Raw genomic sequence first — 22,901 nt, forward strand, 5'->3', positions numbered from 1 at the left:
TGCGTCCTAGCCGAGTAAAGTATTAAGTTGTTCCACAATTCTGAGTGTTTGGTAATTCAGTTGGGATGAGTAAATCTGATAAATAATAAATGCTAATATTACCGCACCAATGATGATGTAACGTACGCTTAACCGCTTACCTAAACGGTAACGGCTCTGCTTGTTATCCCCTTTTTCAAACAGGATAATCGGTTTTGCATCGCCTTTAAGTTGTTGTATTTGTTTTTGTAAGCGTCTAAGCAAATGGTTGAATTCATCATTTTGCCCCGCAGATACTTTGTAACGACCTCGGTATCCAAGACAGAGACAAAGGTAGATAAACTCAATGAGGTCGAGGTAACGTTTGGGCTCACCTAATAATCTTTCAATTAAGATAAAGACCTTTTCGCCACCCCATGACTCATTATGAAAGTGGACAAGTAATGACTGTTTTACCCAGCCATTTTCTTGATCCCAGCCCAATCCAAGCGCTGTTTCATCAATGAAAGTGCACAAGACATAACGAAACGAAACAATGGCCCCAGGCTCGTAACCTTGTATTTGCAGTTGCTGTTCAATAGACGTGATGTCCATGACCACTTGCTGGTAAAGTTTCTCTGAAAGTGGCGTTTCAGACATCGCTTTCATTCGTAAAACCATACCTAAAAGTGGCGTTGCAGCATCGATCATTGGGTTAATGTTGTTACCCCTAAGTGGGATTTGGTAATTCTTCTGTGAAATACCGCTATCAACATCGTGATTAAGCAAAATATTATCAGTCATAGAGTGCTCCATCTCTTATTGCCCATAACTGAATATCTAAATCAGGGAAATTGCCAGAAACGTGGAAGGCGATATTGCCATCCTGCTGGATCCCCTTCCATTCATTACCTTGTTGATCAAAATGGAAGTAGTTATACCCAGAATGATAAGGTAATTGCCGTGGAGCAGTTGAAAGAGGGGATAAAGGGACTCCCGGTATTTGAACACTGACCAAGCTACGAATATTATTTACCGTGGTCACTTTAGTTTGCTGTGGGAACTGCCGGCGTAGTTGTTCCTGTGGCATCTGTGACTTAACTGCAATAATAAATTCCGCTTTTTGGAGTAGTTGTTTGTCATGAATAGTCGCCACTCGAATACCGTGTTCTTGGATTTGTAACGGAATAGGAATTGCACGCGGCGTCAAGACAACACTTAATGCTTCACGGATACTTTTTATTAATGGGAGAAAACTATCTGTTAAATCAAAGTGCTTATATTTTGCAATGGTATCGGGTAAGCGAGACGAATTCGTGAATGTTTGTAGCTCGCCACAAAGTTCCAATAAATCCCGAAAAAGCTTTTCAGGGTGAATGACTGGCTCTTGCGCATAATGTGAATAAAGTGGATAGGTACGGTTGAGTACTTGTAGCATCATAAATTCAGCGACATCCGCAACACCTTGCTGGCCAGGGGCACCAATTCGGGAGGCTATTTGTTTACCTCGTTCATACAAAGTGCCTTCAATCTCAGTAAGAAATTCATTGAGTAATAGCGATGCCCGAATATTCAGGAGGCTTGGAATATAATCGTTATCAAGCGTTAAGCTTCCGTTGGCATTACGTTCTCTAATACGGCATATGGGCAATGCCACGTAAGCGTCTAAGCCACTTTTACCTTGCTTGAGGATAGGGTTTAATCGTGCAACGTGGATAGTACTTAAATCACCATTTTCAGTATGTAAATCACGAACATTTTCTGTACTTTCACTATAACGTGAAAGTAAACGGCTCCCATTATGCTCATTTGAGATTTCACCAACGTTCCCATTAGCTAAAGGAAAGGCAAGGTAGATGACATTACTATCACTATCAGTAATGTTTTTTATATCAATTGGTTGTGGTGATAAATCTTGGTTTGGAATAGAGAAAATTGTGCCGTCTGGCATAACGCCAGAAGCTTCTTGAATACCAATACGACCTAACGAATATAAATCGTTACTTAACGATAACGTACTGAATCCCCAAAAATGAGAGATAAAGCTCTTTAAAATACTTTCAGTAACGTAATCTTGATGACGTTGCTGTTGCTGAAAATGTTGAGGTTTGATAAATAGCCCTTCACGCCAAATTACTCTATTTTTAGTCGACATATTAATCATCCTCTTCTTGTCTAAATTCGATTTCGTTTTCTCTAATGTGAGCTAAAATAAAGTAGTGTCGTCCTTTTCCTCGGGCTTTAACTATTTTTTTCCATTCCGCATTATCAGGGTCTGAATAATAGGCAATAATGCCGATATAACGATTAGATGCCTGTAGTGTCATCGTCGGGAAGGGCTTATATTGGCCCGGCAAGATAGTGTAATCTTGGTGGTCTATATAATTTTTCTTCAGAACTTTCTCTAAGTCCCCATCTTTAGCTTCTATCTGGTCATGATCTAAAGAGCCAAATAAAGAATCTTCATTAAGATAAACAATTTGGATATTTATCGGTGCAGCTTCATCTTCCTGATTAGGATTAATATAGGGTTCAGCGAGGATGGTTAAATCAACAGTGGATGGCTGATCTTTTGGATAGCCAACGGGAATCGACGGGTCCAATAGAATTTGCCCCACTTTTGACGCTGTCTGTAACGTTTTACTGCACCCACTCAAAATGAAAAATGAGGCAAATAACAGTAACACTGAGAAAGTTCTAAGCTGCATTTTAAGCTTCCTCTAGGCCTTTTCTTAATGCTCGGTCATAAGCATGGGAATAAACTTCATAGAATAATTTTTCAAAACCCTGCTGCCGCGATGAAGAAAGCTCTTTGTAATAGTTACTGTACATTTCCCATGCCCAGCCATCAGTCATTGGCGTGTTATCTGAAGCACGTCGGTATTGGGAAAAACGGTTTAATAAATGTTCTGGAGAAAAAGCCGCAAGCATTGTTGCTAAAGCTGTCGATATCGCTTCTTGATTTGCATGGTAATGTAACTGCATATTGTGCAGACTTTCAGTGACGGCGGAAGGTGCTGAAAGGTGAACAGGGCTACGTTCATCTGTAAACATCAATTTCATCGTATCTTCATAACTACTGTTTAGACGTAGCGGGTTATCTTCAATAGGGCGAAGTTGCTTATCCTGTAAACTCTCCTGCTGTTGCTGCAAAGCGAGTAAACCTTCAACAGCAGCTTTCATTGTTTTACCGAGCTCTATGAGAAAGTCATTAGCTTGTTGAGAGCTCGCTAAATTAAGATGGATACCTAAACCATTCATGAGAGGGTTAATGGCAACATGATCAATATCGGTCATGTGTTCATCTTCGAAAGGTGTAATTTTGGGTAAATCAATAAATTCTTGTACCATGGTATTCTCTTGATTATCTGATATCGCAAGGGCAGGTGAATAAGAGAGTGGGTCACTCAATAAAGAAGGTTCTGAGACGACGGATTGACTCTTAGAAATTAAACTGAGATTTTCATTTTCTAGCGCTTGTAAGGGATCTGTAGTGAGAGCACCTTGAACAGTTGGAACAAATGGGGACTCTTTGTTTTCATTATTTACCGTATCAATATCAAATAATGAATCTAAAGGATTATGATCTTTTGCAACAATAGATTGCGGTGTCGCTGCCATCATATTTTGTACAGGCTGCCCAGTTAAACTAATATTGGTTGTAATAACCAGTTTGCCCACTCTAATTTGATCTCCTTGGGCAAGCTTCACCGCATCAAGATGTAACGGTATAATCGCGTGATTAATGTAAACAGAGCCTGAGTTTACTTTTAAGCAAAAATGCTGATCTTTCCAGAAAACAGTAAACTGGCTGGCAGAGATAGCACCATCACCGTCTTGAATTTTCCAGTCACATTGATTGCCACTACCAATTAGGCCGCCATGTTGGGTCAATGTTGCACTCGGTAGGTAACCACTTTCTAGTTGTTCACTATTCGTTATGCTAAATGAAATTGTTGGCTGATGTTTATCCATGTCTTTTATTCCAATACCGTAATGGTGACACTTGGCTTTTTAGCCGGTTTCCCTAAAAAGCTTTGCCAACCTAATTGGTTATGATTTTTTTTACCTAAACAGAAACCTTCAGCTTGATCTTCGGCAATACTAAGACGTAAATCCCAAGCTAATTGCTCATGAAAAATGTAAGAAACGAAGGCGACGAGAGGAGCGAAATCACTACCGTTAGGTAAAAAACGCATATAACGCTCTATAGTTAACTCACTGATTTCTATAGTGCATTTTCCGTTGCAATCATGTATATGAGATCCAAGACTAAAATTTTCACCTAATAACATTCGAGGGCGAGATTTTTGTCCCGGTTGATGAGAAATAATACCTAACTTATTTTGTTGTGATTCTGGGATAGGAACACGGCGCGTTTCCCAACCAATAACCGATACATTTTCTAAGTCAAAACAATGGGATATTAGACTGCTAATGACATCTGCTGAACGGCTCGGACTCGCTAAAAGCCCTGCATAAGCGAGCATTTTGCTGTGATTGATTTTAATCCGTCCGCGATTAACTCCATTTCCTAAACCAACAAGAGAAAACATATATTGGGAGAAGGAATCTTGGCCTTCATTCTCAAAACAGATGTAGTAGCGATATTTTCGCCAGATACGATAGAGCAATGAGAGCAATCGATGATTAAAGATATTTAAAAAATCAGAAATCCCTGGGATTTGCTGTGCATCTTCCCAAGCAAATTCATCAAGGTAATAACCAGGAAGTGGTGACTGGCTTCCTTGTAGCCCGAGAAAAGCAACTTCTAGCTCATATTGATGAGTGGCATTTTTTTCAAAAGACACGACATCTCTCGTTGGGAACGCAACATTAGAGTGTGATTTAAAGCGAATAATATCGCTACTATCACGAGTGATATCCATGTTTTGATGAATCATTTTATTTAATAATTCAACAAGTTGATAAAAATTATACTCTGTAACCGATGGGCCAGCTTGTTCCAGCCAGCGATCGATTATTTCAGTATGTGCTGGTTGATTTGTGCTGGCCACTGATAAATTTCCTTATTATCAAGGTTAAGAACCTCTAACTCATGGAACATATTAATGCTGGTATACAAGGTAAAAAATTGAGCAATAACAGTGCAAAACAAGAACAAGCTTCCCTCAGAAAGAAAAGCGTTCTGACGTACTACCAAGGTTGTTTTTAAACCACGAACTGGCAGCCCTTTGTAGATACGTTCGATATGCTCTGAATGTAAATCAACTAATGCATCTAAACGCTTTTGGGATTGCCTTGCGGTCTGCTTGTCATAAACTGAAGGTAAATCATAAAGTTGTAATATTTTTTTTAATGAATCTAGGTTCAGTAAAGATTGATAATTTAGGGATAAATTAGTTAGTTCTGACCAATACAACGTTTTATCGAGCAGTGGGTATAAGGGAACTGTTGGTTTGAATAAATTTTTAGCTGATAAAGGCCCATAAGGCATAAATGAACGGTCTAAATCAATTGAGCGTGTAGATAACTGGGATGCGATATAGCGATTAGTACAATTGAGCGAAATCGAAACCGTTTCTTCGCATTGTTGTAATTGGTGTTCGTGTTGACGAACAAAAGAAAGCCGATGGGCGTAACCATAGGTACGCTCTTTTTGAGTTATTTTTAAACGATAATATCCATCATTTTGCTCGTGATGGTTTTGATGATAAAAACTTTCAAATGCGGTATAGGTGACCGGGTAAGCTTTAGCTTCAGATGGATAGCGTAATCCATAAACTTCATTAACGGAAAAAATATCAAAACAGTGGGCGTATTGGTAATTAGGGCTTAATACATATTCCTCATCTTTTCCTGTGAGATTGATTGCTTCACTGTCAGCACGGAATAAATTCACTATGGGAGTGCAATTCAGTTTAATACTATCGTTATGAAGAATAACCCCATCGGGGATTTCTTTATTAAAGTTAATAACAAGTTTGAATTGCTTGGTTTGGATAGCTAAGGGAATATCATCCATTCCTTGAATATCCAAAAATAGAAAGGCTTCAGGAAAACAGAAAAACTCTTGTAAGATGCGGTAGCCATCATAACTATTTTTTGGGTAAGGGAGTAATGCATCCTGTTTTTGAAAACCTACAGGTTTCACTGCAAACTGGTTAAGTGGCAATACATGCTCATCTGTGACTAGTGAGGCATTCTGTATATGCTGACTTAATAAAAAATAAAGCTGATTTGTTGTAAATGGAGAACCATTTAAATAAAAACATAATTTATTTAAACCAATGTTTGCGAGAGGTTGTATTCCATCCAATTCAAATGTTATTTCAATGGCGGTTGTTCTTTGTAAAGTTTGCGTAATTTTCGCTGGTATTAACCAGAGATCACGACTTTGGCTAAATCGACATTGAAATAAAGTTTCTTGGTTGGTATTTTCATTTTGTACATAAATAGGTGTTGCATTAAAGAGTTGGCCTGCTGAAATTTTTATCGCGTGGTGGCATTCAGAATAATTAGGCTGGTATTCAACAATTGTCATACTAGGCACAGGACGTGCGTAATTTGGCCATAGCATATTTGCTAAGCTATTGGTTAATTCAGGGAATTGCCTATCGATTTGCTGCCGTAAATTACCCGATAAATATGATAATCCGTCGATAATACGGGCACTATCAGGATCTTGAATTTTATTGGATAACAGATTAACAAGCTGCGGTTTTTCTTGCGCAACTTGTTCTGCCAAATCCTTTAAGTATTCTGATTCATTCGTAAAATAGTTTTTTGATGACATAAGAGTGTTACTTTAACTGATATCTACGATTACTATCCAAATACATATTAAACTCAATGAGTTGCTGTTGATTATCTAAGTCAATACAAGCATTAATACTGAATTGTAAAGATAAACTATCTGCATCATTTTCAATGAATTGCACATCAACACTTGTGATCCTAGGTTCATAAGTGAGGATACAACTTGCAATGCTATTCTCTAATTCGGTTTTAAAATCAACCGCAGATTGAGTCGCATCATTTAAATCAGGTATCCCTAGACATGGTGAGCCTTGGCAACCATTCGGCCGACTATTCAGGACATAATTTAAATTTTGTTTAATTGATTCAATGAGTGTATTTGTGCGTGAACGAGAGGAAAAACTCGCATTTTTCCTCTTAATTCGATCGAATAAGCTGGCTCCGCTGTTAGGGGACCAGCCATGATTGAATGACATCACTGTTACTCTTTATCAAGGCGACCAACAAGTGATAATTCAAAGTTTGCGCCCATATATTTGAAGTGTGGACGAACTTGAATTGCGACTTGATACCAACCTGGATCACCTTCAACATCAAGCACTTTAATTTCAGCTGAACGAAGAGGGCGTTTACTACGAACATCTGCTGGCGGGTTTTCTTGGTCCGCAACATATTGTTTAAGCCAGATATTCAGTTCACGCTCAAGGTCTTGGCGCTCTTTCCAAGAGCCAATTTGCTCACGTTGTAGCACTTTAATGTAATGAGCTAATCGGTTGATAATAAACATGTATGGCAGCTGGGTTCCTAACTTATAGTTAGTTTCTGCCATTTTACCCTCTGGGGTATTTGGGAAGGTTTTGGCTTTTTGAACTGAGTTTGCAGAGAAGAATGCCGCGTTATCACTACCTTTACGCATTGTTAGGGTAATAAAGCCTTCTTCTGCCAGTTCAAATTCTCTACGATCAGTAACTAAAACTTCGGTTGGTATTTTAGTTTGTAACTCACCCATCGCTTCGAACATGTGTACAGGGAGGTCATTGACGGTACCGCCACTTTGTGGGCCAATAATATTTGGGCACCAACGGTATTGTGCAAAACTATCATTGATACAGCTTGCGAGTAAGAATGCGGTATTACCCCATAAGTAGTGCTCATGGTCTTGTTTAACATTTTCGGAATAGTTAAACATTTTCACTGGGTTTTCTGTTGGGGAGTATGGTAAGCGTAATAAGAAACGTGGTGCCGTTAATCCTAAGTAACGCGAATCCTCTGCTTCTCTCAGAGAGCGCCACTTCGTATGTGCAGGGCCTTCGAAGACAGATTTAAGATCTTTAATCGCAGGTAATTCAGCATAACTATTAATGCCGAAGAAATTAGGGGAAACAGATGATAAGAATGGCGCATGTGCCATCGCTCCGACAGTGCTGACATATTGCATTAACTTCATATCAGGCGCTGTGTTGTTAAATGCATAGTTCCCAACAATTGCTGCAACTGGCTCGCCGCCAAATTGTCCATAACCTGAAGAATAAACGTGCTGATAAAAACCAGACTGAACAATTTCAGGAGAAAATTCAAAATCTTCTAATAACTCTTCTTTTGTTGCATGAAGAATATTGATTTTGATATTTTCTCTAAAATCAGTACGGTCAACGAGTAATTTCAGGGAGCGCCATGATGCTTCAATTTCTTGAAATTTAGGCGCGTGAATAATTTCATCAACTTGGGCGCTTAGTTTGTTATCAAGCTCAACCAGCATTTTATCAATTAATAATCTATTGATTTGTTGGTCTTCTGATTCATTTGCGAAAAGATTACTAATGAAAGCTGCAACGCCTTGCTTTGCAATATCATACGCTTCAGTCTCAGGTGACATACGTGACTGAGCCATGATTTCATCTAAAAGAGAGCCGTTAGATGCTGGGGCTTGTTGGCCTAGAGCTTCTGTATTTAGTGACATGAAATAATCCTCTATAAACATTATTTTTGATTAGCGGCAATATCGAGTTCTTTTAGAAGTTGTTCGCGTGTTTCTTTATTTTCAAGTAATTCTTGAAGACGCTTTCTAAAAGCAGGGACATTGCCTAGAGGACCTTTTAATGCAACTAAAGCTTCTCGTAATTCAAGAAGTTTGTTTAACTCAGGAACTTGGCGAGCAATATTATCTGGTGAAAAATCTTGCAGAGATTTTACATCTAGATTGACATTAAGCTCAGAATCATTGGTGTTTTCAAGTGTATTACGGACGTTGATATTTAAATTAATACCTGCACTTTCCATAACTGAATTGAAATTGTTTTGATTAATTGAAATTGCTTTTCGTTCTTCTATTGGGGTATCTTCAGTTTTACCTGTCATATCACCCACAATCAGCATATTTAAAGGAAGTTCAACTTCAGCCTGAGCTCCACCTGTATTAGGTGTATATTTGATATTAATTCTTTCTTTAGGGGCAACACTACCGAGATTTTTCTTACTCATTTAAGTGAATCTCCTTGTATGAGTATACGATAACTTCATTCCATAAATTCAAATGCCTAAATTAAAAATTAATAATAAATTTAGAGCATACAGTTCCCTACACAGAACAGATTCTATGTTAAGAATTTTTTTCCCAGAAAGGTGTTTAAACTATCAAATTTTTATGTTGTATTTTTTAGTTTGTTAATAATATACAAATTTAACTTAGGATCAACATGTAAATTGTTATTTGAATATAATTTCGTGATATTTAGTTTGAAATGTATTCTATTTTCATGGGGTATTTTAGTTGAAAATTTTACTCATAATCTAATAATGCGTATTCATAGTGTATATGGCGATTTTTTTATCAGAATAATGATAAGTATAAGTATTTTTGCACGCTAGATAAATCTTGTTTAAGAAAATTAAGTATGAAAAGTCTGTGATGTAAATCAATTTTTTACAGCATGTAACATATTCATATATTTTTCTTACATAATTTAATTTGATTATCTATTTAATTTTATTAAAGAGAAATGAGATTTATTTTTTTACAAAATTAATATGAAATTTATAGGGGGATCATCTTATGTTTTTATATGAAAAGTTTGAAAATGAACGGAAGTATTAATGTTGACATGATGAAGTCATAATTACCTCTTGATTGAGTAAGAAATGAAATTGTAAATCACATAAATTAGGATGATTGGGAAACTCTATGAGGTAAAAGACAAATTTCAACAAGTTATAAAAATAAATATTTTATTATTTGTAACAAACCCTATTCAGCCAATGGAAGAGCCTGGACTATAAATTCAATAACTCTTTTTTTTTTAACACCTTAAGGTAAATTTATTATCACAAATGATTATCATAATCATTTGTGGGCAATGTATCAGTTCTATTATTGTAGTTGTCGGCTTCATTAAAATGGAAAAATTTCAAAGTGAATGATAAGCCGAAGGTTTCCTATCTATTAGCTAGCAGGAACATAATTAGTAACTTGTTGAAATTGTTTTATAAAGATAATATTTAATATCTTAATGCCATGGATTTTATCAAGATGAATAAATTATTAGTTCCAGTTTTTTGTATTGTTTCTTTATCTGGATGTGCAGTGACTGAGTATAACTATGTTCCTGAATCACAGAAAATTAGTGAACCCCGAATAGGTCAGGTGAACCATATTACAGTAGGGCAACCCTTAGTAAGAGAAGGCAACATTAGCGAAATAGACGGAATTAAAATATTAAACCCTGTGCAGATAGATTTGGCTTACAAAATTATTCCAGGTGTATTCAAAAAAGTGGGGTCAAGTGATAAAGGCGATTTTTATATGCCAGACCAAATAGTTGACTCTGGTTCGGTCGTTGTTGAGGTTTTAGGGCAGCCTTGGAATTCACTTTTAATTAAAAAAGACTCTACTCCTAATGAGATTTGTATCGTAACAGATGTTAATGTTGCTGTTTGTAGTGATAAAGCACAAATCGAACAAGTAAAACTAAATAATACTGATGGTAACTCATTTGAAGAAGCCTTAATTTTCAATGGGATAAATGGCCATGTTGTTGATGTTAGTTATCAGAAAATAGGTTCGAATATTGAGAATCAAGGGTTTGGCGATACTATTCAGTATAACCTCAAGAATAGCGATATTATTTCTTATCGAAATGTAAAATTAAAAGTTATCGATAGTTCAGAAAACTCATTAACCTATACAGTGATAAGTAATTTTTCTGAAAACTAATGTGATGAACATTAATTAACCAATTGAAAAACAGCGTTAAACTAAATTTAATCTCTAGTTAAGCGCTGTCGCAACATTTTTTCTCCTTTTATCCACATTCTAACTTCAAAATATTTGGATCACATCGACAATTGTAGAATATTGTCTTTTTAGCATACGTTACATACTCTAAGTTAAATTGATTTAATTTAGAGGGCGTTATTTATGATGAATATCCAATCTGATCACCATAGCTTTTTTATTTTATCTGATGACAAGCAAACTCGCATTGCTGAGATAACCTTTGTTTATACTGGCGATGAGCTGGTGATTATTGACCATACAGTGGTTGATGAAAGCTTAAAAGGACAAGGCATTGCAAAGTTACTAGTTGCTAAGGTTGTTGAGCGAATGAGAGAGGAGGGTCGAAAAATTATTCCGTTATGCCCTTTTGCAAAAGCAATATTCGATAGAACACCTGAATACAATGATATCCGCCAATAATATTTACTAATTACTGATGAGGTCAGCATGAGTATTCAAAATAATGATAAAATACTTAATTTACAGTTAATTACAGCACGCTCAAAAGATGTTGGTGGGCTTCCTGTTGCACGAGTTTTACCGACAAGAGAACGTAGACTAATAGGTGCTTGGTGCTTTCTTGACCATGCTGGACCTACGGTTTTTAAAGGAGATTCAGAGGGAATGAAGGTATCACCTCACCCTCATACCGCTTTACAAACATTCACTTGGATGATTGAAGGTGAAGTATTACATCGAGATAGTCTTGGTTATGAACAGGTTATTCGGCCAGGACAGGTCAATTTAATGACGGCAGGTTATGGGATCAGCCATTCCGAAGATACCTACGGAGAAAGTCGCCAATTACATGCTGTACAACTGTGGATCGCTTTACCGGAAGCAGTTAAAGATATTTCTCCACGTTTTGACCATTATCCTACGCTACCTCGATGGTCTGAAGGAGAAATGCATTTCAACTTATTAGTTGGGGAATATGGTACTTATAAAGCACCAACACTGACATTTTCCCCTTTGGTCGGGCTCGATATTATTGCTAAGAAAACCGCTCGACAAGTTTTAACGTTATGCTCTGAATTTGAATACGGTATTTTTGTTGTAAGTGGAAGTGCCGTTATTGAAGGGCAGCAAGTGAATAGTAATGAATTAATTTATTTAGGCAAAAGTATCACTGAAATTTCTGTAGAGCTAGCTTCAGATAGTCATATTTTATTGCTCGGTGGTGAGCCTTTAAATGAATCTGTACTAATGTGGTGGAATTTTATTGGTCGAACTAAAGCTGATATTCATGCTGCTGTTGAGGAATGGAACCAAGGAAACCCACGTTTTGGCCGTGTTTTTAATGATGAACGCAACCCTACACTGGCTCCAATTATGCCATAATCAATTTAAGTAACTTCTTTGTTATTTATTTTAAGCAAACCGAGAATGGCCTTAAATTTAATTTAAGGCTCGTTTTTAGTACTAAGTTTATGAGTTCATAACCTGACTTTTATCGAAAAACTGATAATATGTATACAAAAGGCTATTTTTAAGTCAAAACAAGCCGTAGCCGTTAGAGGTAGACGATAAAAATGAGTAAAAAATACCTATTGGGAATCATTTATTTAAGTTTATTCCCTGTTTCTTTTGCATCATTAGCGTTTCAAGAACAGCAATATAACCCAGTGGTGTTTAATCTGGCTCAGCTTTATGATTTCAATCCTGTTAGAGGTGCTGTTAAGCAAATAAAATCAGTTGTTTATAATGAGGATAAATCAATTAATTATGAATCAATGTTAAAAATTGGTCATGATGGTTGTGTGGAAAGTTTTTCTTTTGATCAAAAGAAAGATGAGTATTTAAATGGTGCTCATAACTATCTTTTTGTAAAGCGAGTTAAAAATAAATTGATTGGTCGAGATGTTAGTGGGCCTGTCGAAATGGTGATAGGTGATAACTGTCAAATAATGTCTAAAAAAGATTCGAATGGTGAATTAATCTACCAATATAACCAAGATGGCATTATTGCTGGCTCACTGCTTGCTGACACGAAAAAACAATATAGCAAAAATGATTATAATGAATTTAAACTTCCAACAACGATAAAATATTTTAAAGATAATGCAATCATATCAGAGACTATAGTAACTTATGGGAAAGATATGAGTAAGCCGTTTGATCACATGATGGACATACGCGCGTTGGGGCAAACAATATTACTCGTCAATTCTAAGTGTGATTATAACGCTAAGAATATTGCCTATAAATGTGACTTTATTTTAAGTCTTAATTCGAATGGCAATGAGATTAAACTACTAAAAAACAGTACTACTGAAGTCGACTTTTATTAAGTATAGGAGATATTCAATGGCTATTTCTGCAAGAAACCAATTGTCAGGTGTTGTTGATTCAATTGTAATGGGAGCGGTAAATGATGAAGTTATACTCGATTTAGGTCATGGTGAAAGCATTGCGGCAGTGATTACCAAAAATAGTACTAAACAACTCGGTTTAGAAAAAGGTAAACTGGCGACAGCAGTAATAAAAGCGCCTTGGGTTGTATTAGTATCTAACGCTGAAGAGTATAATTTCTCTGCTCGTAATCAATTTAATGGTGTAATTGAATCCATTGAAAAAGGAAGCGTTAATTCTGTGGTAAATTTAAAAACCACTGCAGGAACTTTGTTATCTGCGGTGGTGACAAATAATAGTACCGTAGAGTTGGGGTTAAATGTTAAAAGTAAAGTGACTGCGATTATCAAAGCTTCTAGTGTTATTTTGGCAACTAAGAAGTAGTGCAAAATATTGAAGGGCTGTCATGGCAGCCTTTTGTAATTCGTTTGTAATCATGACGCGCTTTCTAGGTCAATAATTTTAATGTGTTTACCTTTAAGTTCAATAAGTTTCCTTTCAATTAATTTCACTAGTGTACGGTTTAATTGCCTGACAGATACACCGAGCATAGCAGCTAATGAATCGCGATTTTCCAATTTAAATTCAGAACCATACTGGCTTTCGGCAAAAATTAAATAGCGCCTCAATTTATATTCAGCAGAGAATGAAGAGGAAGAGTGTAGCTGTGATGCATTAAAAAGCTTTTTGCTAAGATGTTGACAGATAAACTGTAAAAAAATAGGGGAGTTAAGCTCTTTTTTCTGAATAACCTGTAACGGAAATGCCAGTAAATAACACTCAGTAATTGCCTGTATTGTACTATAGATACGGTTTTTTTTGCTGTCATTATTCTGAAATAACTCTAAATCACCAATAACTGAAAAGGCATTTTCAAATGAAAAAATAACATGTTCACCGTTTATTTCATAACGTTCAACCTGTAGTTTTCCCGCAACAAGAAAGTAAATAAAATTAATTTTGTCATTTTGTGATATTAAGTATTCAGACGTATCTATTTTAAGCAGTTTTGCAGACTTTATTGTTTCCTCAGATAGAATTTTATCAAGCTGATAGAGAGTAAAATATTCTTCAATTTTTTCAGAAGAGGTAATTTTTTTCACTATTTATTCTCTCAGTATGGGTCTTTTCGGAGAACAGTATGACATAAATTGGTGTATGCAATAAAGGACATATGTCCTTTTTAAAATGGCAATAACTCTGCAAGCTTATTCAAAAATAACTCGCAGGATACTAACATGAAAGCGTCTTTAAAACCTTTAAGCGGATTTACTAAAAGTATAAAAACAGCAATTAACGCTATGCCAAAAGTGGAACTACATGTGCATTTAGATACGTGTTTAAGTTTTTCTTATGTTAAACAAGCTATTCCGACACTCACGTTTAATGAATTCAAACAAGGTTTTATTGCGCCAACGAGATGCGAGGATCTTGGCGATTTTCTACGTTGTATTGAACCGCAACTTAATATATTACAGACAAAATCTGCAATTGTGCTGGCTGTTGATGATTTGTTTGAGCAATTCAAAATGGATAATGTGATTTATGCCGAAATTCGGTTTGCTCCTTTATTACATACTCAGCAAGGCCTTTCAAGCCGAGAAGTTGTTGATATAACATTAGATGCGATTAATTCAGCAGTTAAAAAGTATGAAATAGAAGCGGGCTTGATTTTGTGTACCTTGAGGCATTTTACTGCCTCTCAAAGTCTTGAAACGGCAAAGTTAGTTGTGGAGTATCAATATCGTGGTGTTGTAGCACTAGATTTAGCAGCAGATGAGGCCCGTTTTTCACTAGGTAATCATGAAATGGCATTTAAGTATGTCAGGGAACATGGAGGGAATGTTATCGCACATGCTGGTGAGGCTTTAGGCTATGAAAGTGTGATTGAAACATTGGATATATTAAAAGTGTCACGTATTGGACATGGGGTAAGAAGTATTGAAAATTCAAATACGATTAAAAAGCTCAAAGCGTTAAATGTATTACTTGAAGTTTGCCCAAGTTGCAATTTAGTGTGCAATGTCTTTGACAGTATTGAAAACCATCCTATTAATGAGTTGAAGAAGCAGGGCGTTAAATTAAATATAAATACTGATGCGCGAACAGTGGCGAATGTAACATTAAATAAAGAATACCAATTATTGCATGATATATTTGGTTGGGGTATTGCTGATTTTACTGAGTGTAATATAAATGCATTACAGGCAAGCTTTATTGAGGAAGAAAAAAAAGCCCTATTGATTAAAAAGGTATTAAATCAATAGGGTAGAATGAAAGAGAAGGAGGATTTTATCTTCCTTCTCCGATTAGTATCAGATAATAATGAGCATAAATTAAAATTTGCCACATTACGATTGACTGAGACTTATCCTATGCTCATTATTAGGATAAAATATAATGTAATTAAAAACCAATCATATTATATTTTGATTTTACACTATTTTTGCAATATGGTGATATAATTGAAATTAGAAAAATATTTTCTAATTTATAGAATAATAAAGATTAAATTCTAACTTAGAATTATGTTATAAATAGATGAGTTGAAGTTATCTATTTATAACAGGATGAGCTTATGCCAGAAATAAGAATTGTTGCGACAGTAATTGCAAAAGATAATGAAGTCGAATTTGTGAAAGCAGCAACTAAATCAATCGTTGAGCCAAGTAATAGGGATGAAGGTTGTCTTCAATATGAATTACATCAAGATAATGCTAATCCAAATATTTTTATTTTCTTTGAAATTTGGAAGGATCAGGAGTCATTAGATAAACATAATGTTACAAAGCATTTGCAAGATTTTATTAAGAAGATAGAAGGTAAAGTCGATTCATTAGATGTGAAATTAATAAGTAAAATTGCATAATGTTAATTAATGATTACTAAATAATAATAAAAAGGAATACAAATGTATTCCTTTTTGAATATGGATTAATTAAAAATTTCAGTGAGATGTATTTTATAATCATTGATATATTTTTCAATATTAGGTTCTTTGATCACGTCGTTAACCATAAAGGTTGGGAATTTTTTCAATCCGAGAAATTGTTGTGATTTATGAAAGGCAAAATAGACACCATCTACACCTCGACCGTCAAAAAATTATCAAATTCATCAAATGCATCGATAGGGGCATTCCAAGTCACTGAAAGAATATACTTTTTCCATGAAGTAGGCCCCCGGTACCATATTGCTTGCTTGGATTTTGGCGGGTACGGCCATCATTTGCATATAAATGACCGTGACGGAGAGTATAAACGTCATCCATATATTTTGTTACCGTCCAAGGCATCATCATCCACCAGCCAGGTATTTGGTAAATAATCGCATCTGCCTAAAGAAACTTTTTAACCTCATTCTCCTCAGCAGTTAGGTCAATTTGCCTTGTGGTACGGTTAAGTAAATTGACACCTAGTTTTCTTCCAGTTTTTTGACGATTCGGCTTACCGAGGAATTTGCTAAATTAAGTTTATCAGCCGCTTTACTAAAACTTTTTTGTTCTACCACTTCAATAAATACACGGGCTTCTTCAGATGTTGCTCTCATAATAATTTTGTTAGCCAATAAGGTGATAGAAAAGGTGGTTATTATAATAACAAAGATAGACATTAAAATTTAAACTAAAAGTTTTAAAAGATGGAGTTTTATTAGGCTTTTAACCTAATCATATTGGAGTCTGATCTATCGCTTTTCTTAAAAGAACTTTTAATGCTTCTATTTTGTTAAATTTTGACAAAAATCTTACAAATTATAGAATAAGAAGGAATTGGTCATAGGACTCGTAAGCGTTTACGTTAACCAACGCATATAACTTTTGGCCACACATAGGTTATGTGCTTTGTGTGTCTGTTAACCTTGGAGTTTTTTTATGCCACATCGAGACCGTAATTATATTTTAGGTATCCCAAAGTTACCTGCTCGAGCGATGATTTTTCTTGTTCCTTTCTTTTTATCCCTTGTCATGAGTGGAATTGTTTCGCTGATTAGTACCATAAGAGCCTTGGGCTTCACGAGTGACGTGTTTTCACCCTGGTTGAGCTCGTGGATGCTTTCTTGGATGATAGCTTTCCCAACCGTATTTTTTGTTTTACCAATTGCAAGGCGTATTTCATTGATGTTAGTGAAAACCACATAACCGTGTTGATAAAAGTTGCTAATATAATAGTGAATTTATGGGTATTATTTTGAATGGGTTGCTATGTCGATAAAAATTATTGGTTTGTTCTTTATCACAGCGTTGGCTGAAATTGCAGGCTGTTACTTTCCTTATCTTTGGATGAAAAAGCAAGGTGGGGCTTGGCTATTGATCCCGGCAGCCTTAAGTTTAATGCTATTTGTCTGGTTACTCACATTACACCCAGAGGCAAGCGGACGAATTTATGCGACTTATGGTGGAATTTATATTGTCACGGCATTAGCTTGGCTAAAAGTGGTTGATGGTGTTTCTCTTACCGTGACTGACTGGGTTGGTGCTTTAGTCGTACTGATCGGAGCCGGTATCATTATTAGTGGTTGGAAATAGAATTCAGTGTTATCACGTCACCTTAAAAAATTAATTATTTATTTTAAAGTGACGTGGAATTTAAGCCGACAACAGAATTATTCCTTTATGTGGATTTCAGTAAATGATTACTAAATCCATAGTTAAATTTTAAATTAAATACAAGGGTTATTCTTTTCTAAGAAATAACATTATTTTCTTTTACGAAATGTTAATTGAAATGATGTTTAACTTAAATTTTTAAAATGTAACATTTGATCCAAATCAATTTAACAATAAATACTCTATTGGTAGTAATTTTAATTGATGTTTAACTACTCAGTTAATATTAATTAAACTTTTATTTTCACTTTCATTGATTTTAGGCAATATCTAATCATATTAGGCTGCTATTCTCTCACCGATTTATACAAAAAATATAAAGAGGTAGCAATGAACGTTAGTCGCAGAAAGTTTTTTAAAATCTGCGCTGGCGGGATGGCAGGTACAACTGTAGCTGCGTTAGGTTTTATGCCTGGAATGGCAATAGCTAATGTACGTGAATATAAATTACTTCGTTCTAAAGAGACGCGTAATACCTGTACTTACTGTTCTGTCGGTTGTGGATTACTAATATATAGCATGGGCGATGGCGCCATGAATGCTAAGTCCGCGATATTCCATGTCGAAGGTGACTCAGACCACCCGGTAAACCGTGGTGCTTTATGCCCTAAAGGGGCTGGCCTACTCGATTATATCCAAAGCGAAAATCGTTTACGTTATCCTGAATATAGAGCACCAGGCTCTGATAAATGGGAACGCATTAGTTGGGATGATGCTTTCACACGCATTGCACGCTTAATGAAAGATGACCGCGATGCAAATTTCATTGAAAAAAATGCGGAAGGAACAACCGTAAACCGTTGGTTATCAACAGGGATGCTTTGTGCATCAGCTGCCAGTAACGAAACGGGAATGTTGACGCAAAAATTCGCTAGATCGCTAGGAATGCTAGCAGTTGATAACCAAGCGCGTGTCTGACACGGACCAACGGTAGCAAGTCTTGCTCCAACATTTGGTCGCGGTGCGATGACCAACCACTGGGTTGATATCAAAAATGCCGATGTTGTCGTCGTAATGGGCGGTAATGCTGCGGAAGCACACCCTGTTGGGTTCCGCTGGGCAATTGAAGCGAAAAATAATAATGATGCCACACTGATTGTCATAGACCCGCGTTTTACGCGTACTGCATCAGTTGCTGACCATTATGTGCCAATCCGTTCAGGAACCGATATTACCTTTTTATCGGGCGTTTTGCTGTACCTGATTGAAAACCAAAAAATCAATGCTGAGTATGTTAAGAACTATACCAATGCGTCATTGATTGTTAGAGACGATTTTGACTTTAACGATGGCTTATTTAGTGGTTATGATGCTGATAAGCGTAGCTATGACAAAACCAGCTGGAACTATAAGTTTGATGAAAATGGTCACGCATTACGCGATGACACATTACAAGATCCGCGTTGTGTGTGGAATTTACTTCACAAACATGTATCACGCTATACGCCTGATATCGTTGAGCAAATTTGTGGAACGCCAAAAGCCGATTTCTTGAAAGTCTGTGAAATTTTAGCAACAACAAGTGCAGCAGATAAAGCTGGGACTTTCCTGTATGCATTAGGTTGGACACAACATACTGTTGGCGCACAAAATATTCGCACTATGGCGATGATCCAGTTACTGCTAGGTAATATGGGGGTTGCTGGCGGCGGAGTGAACGCGTTACGCGGGCACTCGAACATTCAAGGCTTAACCGATTTAGGGTTACTATCAACCAGTTTACCGGGTTACCTGACATTACCTTCTGAAAAACATCAGAACATTGATAGCTACCTGTCTGCGAATACACCAAAAGCGACCTTGCCAAATCAGGTGAATTTCTGGAGTAATTATCCTAAATTCTTCGTGAGTTTGATGAAGTCTTTCTATGGGGATTCAGCACAAGCAGAAAACCAATGGGGTTATGATTGGTTGCCTAAATGGGACCAAGCTTATGATGTGATGAAGTATTTTGACATGATGAGCAAGGACCAAGTGACGGGTTATATCTGTCAAGGATTTAACCCTGTGGCTTCATTCCCTGATAAGAATAAAGTGGTTAGCTGCCTCAGTAAATTGAAATACCTGATTGTCGTTGACCCATTAGTCACTGAAACAGCGAACTTCTGGCAAAATCATGGTGAGATGAATGACGTTGATACGGCTTCGATTCAAACCGAAGTGTTCCGTTTACCATCAACTTGTTTTGCAGAAGAAGATGGTTCGATAGCCAACTCAGGCCGTTGGTTACAATGGCACTGGCAAGCCGCAGATGCCCCAGGCGAAGCGCGTAACGATGGCCAAATCTTAACCGGTATTCTGTATAAGATCCGGGAATTGTATGAGAAAGAAGGTGGCCAAGGCCAAGATCCTCTGATGCAAATGAAATGGAATTATAAACAACAATTCCATCCTGAATCAGAAGAAGTGGCGAAAGAAAACAACGGTGTTGCACTGGTTGATCTTTATGATGCAGACGGTAACTTACAAGCGAAAAAAGGCGAGCTGCTCAGCTCATTTGCCTTATTACGTGCGGATGGTTCAACGGCATCTTCTTGCTGGATTTACACTGGTAGCTGGACCGAGAAAGGCAACCAGATGGCTAATCGTGATAACAGCGACCCATCCGGTATCGGTAACACATTAGGTTGGGCATGGGCATGGCCTTTGAACCGCCGTGTGATTTATAACCGTGCTTCTTGTGACACCCAAGGTAAACCGTGGAATAAAGACCGCGTGCTTATCGAGTGGAATGGTAAAAAATGGGTCGGTAATGATATCCCTGACTTCAATGCTTCTGCACCTGAAGTGGGAACAGGGCCATTCATCATGCAACCAGAAGGTTTAGGTCGTTTATTTGCTATCGATAAGATGGCAGAAGGGCCATTCCCTGAGCATTATGAGCCATTTGAAACACCACTTGGCACTAACCCGTTGCACCCGAATGTGGTTTCTAACCCAGCAGCGCGAATTTTTGATGAAGACAAAAAACGTCTTGGCGACCACAAAGATTTCCCTTATGTAGGTACCACATACCGTCTAACAGAGCATTTCCACACATGGACCAAGCATGCTCGCTTGAACGCGATTGCTCAGCCAGAGCAATTTGTTGAAATCAGCGAAACACTAGCGAAAGCCAAAGGAATTGCGTTAGGCGATAAGGTCAAAGTCAGCAGTAAACGTGGTTTTATCAAGGCAGTTGCGGTTGTCACTCCTCGATTACAAACGCTGATGGTGGATGGAAAACCAATTGAAACTGTTGGGCTACCGATTCACTGGGGCTTTGAGGGCGCGACTCAAAAAGGGTTTATCACCAATACGTTAACGCCGTCTGTCGGCGATGCTAACTCTCAGACACCTGAGTATAAGGCATTCTTAGTTAACATTGAGAAGGCGTAAGGGAGGGAACATGTCCATGCAATCTCAAGACATTATTAAACGTTCCGCGACCAATAGCATTACGCCTTCGCCACAAGCGCGTGATGATAAGCTTGAAGTCTGTAAGCTCATCGATGTGTCATCCTGTATAGGCTGTAAAGCTTGTCAGGTGGCATGTTCTGAGTGGAATGATATCCGTGACGAAGTTGGCCACTGTGTTGGGGTTTATGATAACCCAACGGATTTAAGTGCAAAATCGTGGACGGTGATGCGTTTTAGTGAAACCACTGAAATGGGTAAGCTAGAATGGTTGATCCGTAAAGATGGCTGTATGCACTGTACCGACCCTGGATGCTTGAAATCTTGCCCATCAGCAGGAGCAATCATTCAGTACGCAAATGGTATTGTGGATTTCCAATCAGAGCACTGTATTGGTTGTGGTTATTGTATCGCAGGTTGCCCATTCAACATTCCTCGATTAAATCCGAAAGACAATCGAGTGTACAAGTGTACCTTGTGTGTTGATAGGGTGAGTGTAGGCCAAGAGCCAGCATGTGTGAAAACCTGTCCAACGGGTGCTATCCGTTTCGGTACGAAAAAAGAAATGTTGGAATACGGTGCAGAGCGCGTAACGAAATTGCAAAATCGGGGTTATGCGCAAGCGGGAATTTATGATCCTGAAGGCGTTGGTGGTACGCATGTTGTTTATGTACTTCACCATGCTGATAAACCTGAACTGTATCATGGCCTGCCTAAAGACCCACAAATTGATACGCCAATCAATCTGTGGCAGGGCATCTTGAAACCACTTTCTGTCGTTGGATTTATCGCGACCTTTGCAGGGTTGATTTTCCACTATGTGGGAATTGGTCCGAACAAAGAAGTGAGTGATGAAGAGGAGAAAGATGACCATGAGTAAGAAAAGCAAAATGATTGTGCGGACTAAGTTTATTGACCGCGCGTGTCACTGGACGGTTGTCATCAGCTTCTTCTTGGTTGCTTTGTCGGGGATCGCGTTATTTTTCCCAACACTGAAATGGTTGACGGAAACCTTTGGTACACCACAAATGGGGCGGATTTTACACCCTTTCTTTGGCGTACTCATTTTCGTCGTGCTGATGTTTATGTTTGTTCGCTTTGTGAAGCACAATATTCCAGATAAGCAAGACTTACCTTGGATCAAAAATATTGTCGAAGTATTGAAGGGCAATGAACATGAAGTGGCTGATGTCGGTAAATATAACGCCGGCCAAAAAATGATGTTCTGGAGTATCATGAGCCTGATTTTTGTGCTCTTGGTCACCGGTATTATTATTTGGCGCCCTTATTTCGCACATTTATTCCCAATGTGGATGGTGCGTTGGGGGCTGTTGATCCATGCTGTTGCTGCGATTGTCTTGATCCATGCTATTTTAATTCATATGTACATGGCATTTTGGGTTAAAGGTTCAATCAACGGAATGATCGAAGGGAAAGTTAGCCGCCGTTGGGCGAGAAAACATCACCCTCGTTGGTACCGTGATGTCGAAGCGAAAGAAGCTAAAGCGGAAGCTGAAAGTAAAAAATAATTTACGCAGCAGACGCTAAATAACTTAAAGCCATCACATTGTGATGGCTTTTTTGTGGGGGTTTTTG

Annotated in this window: 22 protein-coding genes and 2 pseudogenes; 12 read left to right on the plus strand and 12 right to left on the minus strand. The window is 37.4% G+C overall.

Annotation, left to right across the window (positions count from 1 at the left end; all coding sequences use genetic code 11):
- Positions 1-6 precede the first annotated feature (6 nt).
- The 9 genes from icmH to tssB are packed head-to-tail and all read right to left on the minus strand — an operon-like array spanning position 7 to position 9,159.
- A complete protein-coding gene (icmH, locus tag PR834_RS06115) occupies positions 7-762 on the minus strand; it encodes a type IVB secretion system protein IcmH/DotU (RefSeq protein WP_196725215.1) in 756 nt (251 codons plus the stop codon).
- The gene (tssK, locus tag PR834_RS06120) at positions 755-2,113 is read right to left on the minus strand and encodes a type VI secretion system baseplate subunit TssK (protein WP_004908045.1); all 1,359 of its coding nucleotides are present in this window, start codon (positions 2,111-2,113) and stop codon (positions 755-757) included. Before tssK ends, icmH begins: the two co-directional genes overlap by 8 nt.
- A 1-nt stretch (position 2,114) precedes the next feature.
- Positions 2,115-2,666 carry a type VI secretion system lipoprotein TssJ gene (tssJ, locus tag PR834_RS06125; RefSeq protein ID WP_004908047.1) on the minus strand — a complete coding sequence of 184 codons (552 nt, stop codon included), beginning with the start codon at positions 2,664-2,666 and terminating at the stop codon, positions 2,115-2,117.
- A gap of 1 nt (position 2,667) precedes the next feature.
- Positions 2,668-3,933, minus strand: coding sequence for a type VI secretion system-associated FHA domain protein TagH (gene tagH / locus PR834_RS06130; protein ID WP_004908049.1), 1,266 nt, complete (start codon positions 3,931-3,933; stop codon positions 2,668-2,670).
- A 5-nt stretch (positions 3,934-3,938) separates the two neighbouring features.
- The gene (tssG, locus tag PR834_RS06135; RefSeq protein WP_036957881.1) at positions 3,939-4,976 is read right to left on the minus strand and encodes a type VI secretion system baseplate subunit TssG; all 1,038 of its coding nucleotides are present in this window, start codon (positions 4,974-4,976) and stop codon (positions 3,939-3,941) included.
- Positions 4,940-6,715: a type VI secretion system baseplate subunit TssF gene (tssF, locus tag PR834_RS06140; protein WP_272536524.1), complete on the minus strand. Its 1,776-nt coding sequence runs from the start codon at positions 6,713-6,715 to the stop codon at positions 4,940-4,942. The genes tssG and tssF overlap by 37 nt, the downstream gene beginning before the upstream one ends.
- A 7-nt stretch (positions 6,716-6,722) precedes the next feature.
- Positions 6,723-7,154, minus strand: a complete 432-nt coding sequence (gene tssE, locus PR834_RS06145) for a type VI secretion system baseplate subunit TssE (RefSeq protein WP_094960750.1) — start codon at positions 7,152-7,154, stop codon at positions 6,723-6,725.
- Between the two features lie 5 nt (positions 7,155-7,159).
- Positions 7,160-8,638: a type VI secretion system contractile sheath large subunit gene (gene tssC / locus PR834_RS06150; RefSeq protein ID WP_036957880.1), complete on the minus strand. Its 1,479-nt coding sequence runs from the start codon at positions 8,636-8,638 to the stop codon at positions 7,160-7,162.
- 20 nt (positions 8,639-8,658) lie between these two features.
- Positions 8,659-9,159: a type VI secretion system contractile sheath small subunit gene (tssB, locus tag PR834_RS06155; protein ID WP_004255987.1), complete on the minus strand. Its 501-nt coding sequence runs from the start codon at positions 9,157-9,159 to the stop codon at positions 8,659-8,661.
- A 1,045-nt stretch (positions 9,160-10,204) separates the two neighbouring features.
- On the opposite strand from tssB, the gene PR834_RS06160 reads away from it, so the two are divergent.
- The 5 genes from PR834_RS06160 (at position 10,205) to PR834_RS06180 (ending at position 13,687) form a co-directional block, all read left to right on the plus strand.
- On the plus strand, positions 10,205-10,888 hold the full coding sequence (locus PR834_RS06160) for a hypothetical protein (RefSeq protein WP_187367839.1): 684 nt from the start codon (positions 10,205-10,207) through the stop codon (positions 10,886-10,888).
- Positions 10,889-11,092: 204 nt separating this feature from the next.
- Positions 11,093-11,371, plus strand: coding sequence for a GNAT family N-acetyltransferase (locus tag PR834_RS06165; protein ID WP_409373453.1), 279 nt, complete (start codon positions 11,093-11,095; stop codon positions 11,369-11,371).
- A gap of 27 nt (positions 11,372-11,398) precedes the next feature.
- Positions 11,399-12,292, plus strand: coding sequence for a pirin family protein (locus PR834_RS06170; protein WP_096864199.1), 894 nt, complete (start codon positions 11,399-11,401; stop codon positions 12,290-12,292).
- Positions 12,293-12,483: 191 nt separating this feature from the next.
- A complete protein-coding gene (locus PR834_RS06175) occupies positions 12,484-13,242 on the plus strand; it encodes a YnfC family lipoprotein (protein ID WP_110591491.1) in 759 nt (252 codons plus the stop codon).
- 16 nt (positions 13,243-13,258) lie between these two features.
- On the plus strand, positions 13,259-13,687 hold the full coding sequence (locus PR834_RS06180; protein WP_004255976.1) for a TOBE domain-containing protein: 429 nt from the start codon (positions 13,259-13,261) through the stop codon (positions 13,685-13,687).
- Positions 13,688-13,737: 50 nt separating this feature from the next.
- Here the strand turns inward: PR834_RS06180 and PR834_RS06185 are convergent, their stop codons facing one another.
- The gene (locus PR834_RS06185) at positions 13,738-14,406 is read right to left on the minus strand and encodes a Crp/Fnr family transcriptional regulator (protein ID WP_181489573.1); all 669 of its coding nucleotides are present in this window, start codon (positions 14,404-14,406) and stop codon (positions 13,738-13,740) included.
- Between the two features lie 135 nt (positions 14,407-14,541).
- Here PR834_RS06185 and add point away from each other — a divergent pair, with 135 nt between their 5' ends.
- Entirely contained in the window at positions 14,542-15,570 is a 1,029-nt protein-coding gene (add, locus tag PR834_RS06190; protein ID WP_196725223.1) for an adenosine deaminase, read from the plus strand.
- A gap of 311 nt (positions 15,571-15,881) precedes the next feature.
- Positions 15,882-16,172, plus strand: a complete 291-nt coding sequence (locus tag PR834_RS06195; RefSeq protein WP_004255970.1) for a putative quinol monooxygenase — start codon at positions 15,882-15,884, stop codon at positions 16,170-16,172.
- 65 nt (positions 16,173-16,237) lie between these two features.
- Here PR834_RS06195 and PR834_RS06200 read toward each other — a convergent pair.
- Together PR834_RS06200 and PR834_RS06205 are read right to left on the minus strand one after the other, a co-directional pair.
- Positions 16,238-16,640: pseudogene (locus PR834_RS06200) on the minus strand (NAD(P)H-dependent oxidoreductase); the annotation flags it as partial.
- Between the two features lie 27 nt (positions 16,641-16,667).
- Positions 16,668-16,852: pseudogene (locus PR834_RS06205) on the minus strand (LysR family transcriptional regulator); the annotation flags it as partial.
- Positions 16,853-17,174: 322 nt separating this feature from the next.
- Here PR834_RS06205 and PR834_RS06210 point away from each other — a divergent pair.
- The 5 genes from PR834_RS06210 (at position 17,175) to fdnI (ending at position 22,834) form a co-directional block, all read left to right on the plus strand.
- Positions 17,175-17,441, plus strand: a complete 267-nt coding sequence (locus tag PR834_RS06210) for a DUF2798 domain-containing protein (RefSeq protein ID WP_094960756.1) — start codon at positions 17,175-17,177, stop codon at positions 17,439-17,441.
- A gap of 63 nt (positions 17,442-17,504) precedes the next feature.
- Complete coding sequence (locus tag PR834_RS06215) at positions 17,505-17,828, plus strand: YnfA family protein (RefSeq protein WP_004255956.1); 324 nt, start codon at positions 17,505-17,507, stop codon at positions 17,826-17,828.
- Between the two features lie 411 nt (positions 17,829-18,239).
- Positions 18,240-21,287 (plus strand): formate dehydrogenase-N subunit alpha, encoded by a 3,048-nt coding sequence (fdnG, locus tag PR834_RS06220; protein ID WP_137019095.1) that lies wholly within the window; start codon positions 18,240-18,242, stop codon positions 21,285-21,287.
- Between the two features lie 10 nt (positions 21,288-21,297).
- Complete coding sequence (gene fdxH, locus PR834_RS06225; protein ID WP_272536525.1) at positions 21,298-22,185, plus strand: formate dehydrogenase subunit beta; 888 nt, start codon at positions 21,298-21,300, stop codon at positions 22,183-22,185.
- The gene (gene fdnI, locus PR834_RS06230; protein ID WP_004255903.1) at positions 22,178-22,834 is read left to right on the plus strand and encodes a formate dehydrogenase-N subunit gamma; all 657 of its coding nucleotides are present in this window, start codon (positions 22,178-22,180) and stop codon (positions 22,832-22,834) included. The genes fdxH and fdnI overlap by 8 nt, the downstream gene beginning before the upstream one ends.
- Positions 22,835-22,901 lie beyond the last annotated feature (67 nt).

This window comes from Providencia sp. PROV182 (assembly GCF_028480325.1).
Lineage (GTDB): Bacteria > Pseudomonadota > Gammaproteobacteria > Enterobacterales > Enterobacteriaceae > Providencia > Providencia hangzhouensis.

What these genes read in the sequence shown, in the direction of transcription:
- icmH (WP_196725215.1), bottom strand. Translation starts at nt 762, where the DNA reads ATGACTGATAATATTTTGCTTAATCACGATGTTGATAGCGGTATTTCA.
- tssK (WP_004908045.1), bottom strand. Translation starts at nt 2,113, where the DNA reads ATGTCGACTAAAAATAGAGTAATTTGGCGTGAAGGGCTATTTATCAAA.
- tssJ (WP_004908047.1), bottom strand. Translation starts at nt 2,666, where the DNA reads ATGCAGCTTAGAACTTTCTCAGTGTTACTGTTATTTGCCTCATTTTTC.
- tagH (WP_004908049.1), bottom strand. Translation starts at nt 3,933, where the DNA reads ATGGATAAACATCAGCCAACAATTTCATTTAGCATAACGAATAGTGAA.
- tssF (WP_272536524.1), bottom strand. Translation starts at nt 6,715, where the DNA reads ATGTCATCAAAAAACTATTTTACGAATGAATCAGAATACTTAAAGGAT.
- tssE (WP_094960750.1), bottom strand. Translation starts at nt 7,154, where the DNA reads ATGTCATTCAATCATGGCTGGTCCCCTAACAGCGGAGCCAGCTTATTC.
- tssC (WP_036957880.1), bottom strand. Translation starts at nt 8,638, where the DNA reads ATGTCACTAAATACAGAAGCTCTAGGCCAACAAGCCCCAGCATCTAAC.
- tssB (WP_004255987.1), bottom strand. Translation starts at nt 9,159, where the DNA reads ATGAGTAAGAAAAATCTCGGTAGTGTTGCCCCTAAAGAAAGAATTAAT.
- PR834_RS06160 (WP_187367839.1), top strand. Translation starts at nt 10,205, where the DNA reads ATGAATAAATTATTAGTTCCAGTTTTTTGTATTGTTTCTTTATCTGGA.
- PR834_RS06165 (WP_409373453.1), top strand. Translation starts at nt 11,093, where the DNA reads ATGATGAATATCCAATCTGATCACCATAGCTTTTTTATTTTATCTGAT.
- PR834_RS06170 (WP_096864199.1), top strand. Translation starts at nt 11,399, where the DNA reads ATGAGTATTCAAAATAATGATAAAATACTTAATTTACAGTTAATTACA.
- PR834_RS06175 (WP_110591491.1), top strand. Translation starts at nt 12,484, where the DNA reads ATGAGTAAAAAATACCTATTGGGAATCATTTATTTAAGTTTATTCCCT.
- PR834_RS06180 (WP_004255976.1), top strand. Translation starts at nt 13,259, where the DNA reads ATGGCTATTTCTGCAAGAAACCAATTGTCAGGTGTTGTTGATTCAATT.
- add (WP_196725223.1), top strand. Translation starts at nt 14,542, where the DNA reads ATGAAAGCGTCTTTAAAACCTTTAAGCGGATTTACTAAAAGTATAAAA.
- PR834_RS06195 (WP_004255970.1), top strand. Translation starts at nt 15,882, where the DNA reads ATGCCAGAAATAAGAATTGTTGCGACAGTAATTGCAAAAGATAATGAA.
- PR834_RS06210 (WP_094960756.1), top strand. Translation starts at nt 17,175, where the DNA reads ATGCCACATCGAGACCGTAATTATATTTTAGGTATCCCAAAGTTACCT.
- PR834_RS06215 (WP_004255956.1), top strand. Translation starts at nt 17,505, where the DNA reads ATGTCGATAAAAATTATTGGTTTGTTCTTTATCACAGCGTTGGCTGAA.
- fdxH (WP_272536525.1), top strand. Translation starts at nt 21,298, where the DNA reads ATGTCCATGCAATCTCAAGACATTATTAAACGTTCCGCGACCAATAGC.
- fdnI (WP_004255903.1), top strand. Translation starts at nt 22,178, where the DNA reads ATGAGTAAGAAAAGCAAAATGATTGTGCGGACTAAGTTTATTGACCGC.